Origin of the sequence: Mesorhizobium sp. SARCC-RB16n (assembly GCF_008520305.1) — a bacterium.
GTDB lineage: Bacteria > Pseudomonadota > Alphaproteobacteria > Rhizobiales > Rhizobiaceae > Mesorhizobium.
This window is the reverse complement of the sequence record NZ_ML703319.1, coordinates 644-1,304: the sequence shown is the minus strand read 5'-3', so window position 1 is coordinate 1,304 and position 661 is coordinate 644. Positions and strand designations below refer to the sequence as shown.

The 661-nt window shown below is 62.5% G+C and carries 2 pseudogenes; both read left to right on the top strand.

Annotated elements, in window-relative coordinates:
• Window positions 1-114: 114 nt before the first annotated feature.
• Window positions 115-252: pseudogene (locus C7I87_RS36940) on the top strand (helix-turn-helix domain-containing protein); the annotation flags it as partial.
• A 198-nt stretch (window positions 253-450) separates the two neighbouring features.
• Window positions 451-661, top strand: a pseudogene (locus tag C7I87_RS36935) (IS630 family transposase); the annotation flags it as partial.

Sequence of the window (661 nt, the reverse complement as noted above, 5' to 3'; positions counted from 1 at the left end):
GATCAGCCAGGCGACCTATTCTAGAGCACAATCTGACCTGATGGAATCGTGAGGGATTCCCATCGGCGAGAATATCTGATTCATCATGTCGGCTGGATATGGAGGCCAGCAGGCATGGTTAGAGCCATATCGGAGGATTTGCGTTCGCGAGTGATCGCAGCGGTTGAGGGTGGCCTGTCGCGGCGGGCCGCGGCGGATCGTTTCGGTGTTTGCGTGGCAAGCGCGGTCCGCTGGGTCCGCGAATGGCGAGAGAGCGGCGCGACGCGAGCAAAGCCCCAAGGCGGAGACAAGCGCTCCCAGCGGATCGAAGCCTATCGGGATACGATCCTGGCGGCGATCGAAGGTCAGGACGACATCACGCTGGTCGAGTTGGCTGAATTTCTCAGGGCCGAGCATGCGGTCGTGTTCGCGCCGAGCACGATCTGGCGCTTTCTCGACCGTCACTCGATGACCTTCAAAAAAAACAGCGCACGCCAGCGAGCAGGATCGGCCCGACGTGCTCGCGCGGCGACGCGCCTGGTTCAAGGCCCAGCCTGATCTCGATCCCGAACGGTTGGTCTTTATCGACGAGACCGGCGCGTCGACGAAGATGGCTCGCCTGCGTGGACGGGCAAAGCGGGGCATGCGGTGCCGGTCTCCGATCCCGCACGGGCACTGGAAA